This is a genomic window from Cellulomonas sp. P5_C6 (assembly GCF_054049635.1).
Genome location: NZ_JBFULZ010000292.1, coordinates 1 through 3,316 on the forward strand (window position 1 = coordinate 1; position 3,316 = coordinate 3,316).

Here is a 3,316-nt window from a genome sequence, read left to right on the forward strand (position 1 = left end):
CCACCCGCCAGGGCGACCTCGTAGCCGTTGGCCTCGAGGCTCGTCTTGGCGCTCTCGAGGGCGTCCGTCGTGGCGGCCGGCACCTCGTCGGCCGGCACCGTGAACTGCACGTCGACGTACATGACGCTGCCGTCGGGGGCGACGGCCTGGCTGGCCACGGGGTCGGACAGGCCGGCCACGTCCTCGGCCTCCGCCACGGGCGCCAGCGCGGTCATGACGTCCTGGACGCCCGTACCGGTGAGGAACGACTCACCCTCGGGCGCACCGACGACGACGCGCGAGCTCGCCGGCTTCGACGTGTCCTGCGCGTCCGCCGCGTTGTTGCCACCGACGCCCGCGGCCTGGTCCCCCAGCCGCTCGGCGACGAGCGCCTGCGCCTTGTCGGACTCCGTGCCCGGGATCGAGAACGTGTTCGACAGGTTGAGCCCTGACGCGACCGCGCCGAAGCCGGCGACGGTCAGGATCACCAGCCAGGTGACCAGCACGATCCAGCGGTGGCGGAAACTTCCCCGGCCCAGACGGTCCAGCACGCGTGCCATGTTCACTCCTCGGTCGACGTGCGCAGGATATACGACAGATGTTGGATAGCCGGGGTGGCATCATGGGAAGGGTGACGATGCAGGACGAGGGCCCCCGGGTGGACCCCAGGGTCCTGCGCACGCGCCGACTGCTCCAGGATGCCCTGCTCTCGCTCGCACGGGAACGCAGTCTCGACGAGATCTCGGTCGCCGACGTCGCCGACCGCGCGACCGTCAACCGCAGCACGTTCTACCAGCACTACCCCGACACCGACACGCTCCTGGCCGACGCCCTCGACGCTCAGGCCGCCCTGGTCGGCGCCGACCTGACCCAGATCCGCCCGGGGACGGCCGACGGCGAGACACCCGAGGTGCTGGTCCGGTACGCCACCCACGTCGCCGAGAACGTCGCCCTGTACCGCAGCGCCCTGGGCGAGCACGGCTCCCCCGTCGCCGTCACGCGCCTMCGCCGGCGCATCGGGGCGCTCGCGCTCGAGGGGCTGGCGCTGCACGGGCGGCCGGCCGCGCTCTCGACGATGCCGTTGCCGATCGCCGCCGCCGCGCTGGCCGGGTCCGTCATCGGGGTGCTGGTCGCGTGGCTCGAGCGCGACCCGTTGCCCCCGCCGGAGGAGGTCGCGTCGTGGGCGTGGTCGGCGGTCAGCGGCTGGCCGACGGAGCCCTGAGCGCCCGCCCTCTTCTGTCCCACCCCCGCAACGTCCGCGCTCAGTCGGGCCCAGACCCCCACGAGTGCGGACGTCCGGTTGGTCAGCCCCGCAACGTCCGCGCTCAGTTGGGCTCTGACCCCCACGAGTGCGGACGTCCGCGGGTTCGAGCGCCCCGGCGACCGGATGTGCGGACGCAACGGGAGGCCGAGCGCCGACGTCCGCGGATTCGAGCGTCCCGGCGACCGGATGTGCGGACGCAAGGGCGCGGCGGTCGCGGCGTCAGCTGAAGTGGGCGCCGCCGTTGACGTCGAGGACCGTGCCCGTGACGAACGAGGCGCCCTCCGAGGCGAGGTAGACGACGGCCTCGGCGACGTCGTCGGCGGTCCCCGCCCGGCTCAGGGGCGAGGCGGCGACGGCGGCGCGCTGCGCGGGCTCGGGGGTGTGCGTGGCGTGCAGCGGGGTGCCGGCGACGAAGCCCGGCGCGACGACGTTCACGGTGATGCGGCGCGGCCCGAGCTCGCGGGCGAGCGCCCGGCTGAAGCCCTCGAGCGCGGCCTTGGCGGTCGAGTAGGCGACCATCCCGGTCCCGCCGCCGCTGCGGGCCGCCTGGGCGCCGATCGTGATGATCCGGCCGCCGTCGGGCATCACCGCGAGCGCGGCACGGCTGGCGTAGAACGCGGTCGAGAGGTTGAGGTCCAGCACGTTGTGCCAGTGGGCGTCGTCCATCGCCGAGACGCTGCGGCGCTCGACGGGTCCGCCCACGTTGTTGACCAGGATGTCGATGCCGCCGCCCAGCATCGAGGCCGCGTCGCTGATCGCCTTGTCGACGTCCCAGCTGCGGCGCAGGTCGACCTGGAAGGAGGCGGCGGTGCGGCCCTCGTCCTTGATCTCGGCGACGACGTCCGACGGGTCGTGCGACAGGTAGGTGATCGCGACGTCGGCGCCCGCCCGGGCCAGCGCGAGCGCGACGGCACGCCCGACCCCGGAGGCACCACCGGTGACGAGCGCGCGACGGCCCGTGAGCGCGTCCTCCAACTCCCGACCTCCCGTGGCTGGTGTTTGTTGCGCACCGTACGGGAGCGGTTCCTCCCCTTCAACACCCACATGCCCGAATTCATCCAGGTCCCGGCTGTCGGTGACGCCGGGTAGCGTCCTGCCCCATGCGTCTGGCCTCCTGGAACATCAACTCGATCCGCGCCCGCACCGACCGTGCACTGGCCTTCCTGGAGCGGACGGGGGTCGACGTCCTGGCGCTGCAGGAGACCAAGTGCAAGGACGAGCAGTTCCCGCGCGAGGGCTTCGAGGCGCTCGGCTACGAGGTGGTGACCAGCGGGTTCAGCCAGTGGAACGGCGTCGCCATCGTCTCCAAGGTCGGCATCGAGGACGTCGAGGTCGGCTTCCCGGGCATGCCGACGTGGGGCGACCCGGCGGCGGCCGAGGCGCGGGCGCTGGGTGCGACGTGCGGCGGCGTGCGGGTGTGGAGCCTGTACGTGCCGAACGGTCGGGAGATCGAGGACCCGCACTACGCCTACAAGCTCGACTGGCTCGGCCGGCTGCGGGACGCCGCGGCGGGCTGGCTCGATGCCGACCCCGCGGCGCAGGTGGCGCTGGTCGGCGACTGGAACATCGCCCCCCTGGACACCGACGTCTGGGACATCAACCGCTTCGCCGGTCGCACCCACGTGACGCCCGCCGAGCGCGAGGCGTTCACCGCCATCGCCGGCGCCGGCTACACCGAGGTCTCCCGCGTCCACCTCCCGGCCGAGCACACGTACACCTACTGGGACTACCAGCAGCTGCGGTTCCCCCGGAACGAGGGCATGCGCATCGACCTGACCTACGCGACGCCGGCGCTGGCCGCCCGGGTCACCGGGGTGTCCATCGAGCGCAACGAGCGCAAGGGCAAGGCGCCGTCCGACCACGTGCCGGTCGTGCTCGAGATCGCGGACTGAGCGCGCGGGTGATGTCGGTGGAAAGACCGATCGGCTCGCGGGTGCGGTGGGCTAGGTTGCGCGCATGAGCAACGAGCCTGGGGGGCCGGCTCCGGTTCCCGACCCCTACGCCGTCCCGGACCCGGCGACCGCCGCGCCCGTGCCGCCGCCCGACGGCAGCCCGACGCCGACGGCGCCGGAC

3 protein-coding genes and 1 pseudogene are annotated in these 3,316 nt (G+C 73.3%); 2 read left to right on the forward strand and 2 right to left on the reverse strand.

Annotated features, from left to right (window positions below):
* A pseudogene (locus ACXJKG_RS20250) lies at positions 1-539 on the reverse strand (MMPL family transporter); the annotation flags it as partial.
* Between the two features lie 77 nt (positions 540-616).
* Between ACXJKG_RS20250 and ACXJKG_RS20255 the strand changes: the two are divergent.
* Positions 617-1,201 carry a TetR/AcrR family transcriptional regulator gene (locus ACXJKG_RS20255; protein WP_456847522.1) on the forward strand — a complete coding sequence of 195 codons (585 nt, stop codon included), beginning with the start codon at positions 617-619 and terminating at the stop codon, positions 1,199-1,201.
* A 261-nt stretch (positions 1,202-1,462) separates the two neighbouring features.
* Here the strand turns inward: ACXJKG_RS20255 and ACXJKG_RS20260 are convergent, their stop codons facing one another.
* Positions 1,463-2,218, reverse strand: coding sequence for an SDR family NAD(P)-dependent oxidoreductase (locus tag ACXJKG_RS20260; protein WP_456847520.1), 756 nt, complete (start codon positions 2,216-2,218; stop codon positions 1,463-1,465).
* Positions 2,219-2,343: 125 nt separating this feature from the next.
* On the opposite strand from ACXJKG_RS20260, the gene ACXJKG_RS20265 reads away from it, so the two are divergent.
* Positions 2,344-3,135: an exodeoxyribonuclease III gene (locus ACXJKG_RS20265; RefSeq protein WP_456847521.1), complete on the forward strand. Its 792-nt coding sequence runs from the start codon at positions 2,344-2,346 to the stop codon at positions 3,133-3,135.
* Positions 3,136-3,316: the final 181 nt, after the last annotated feature.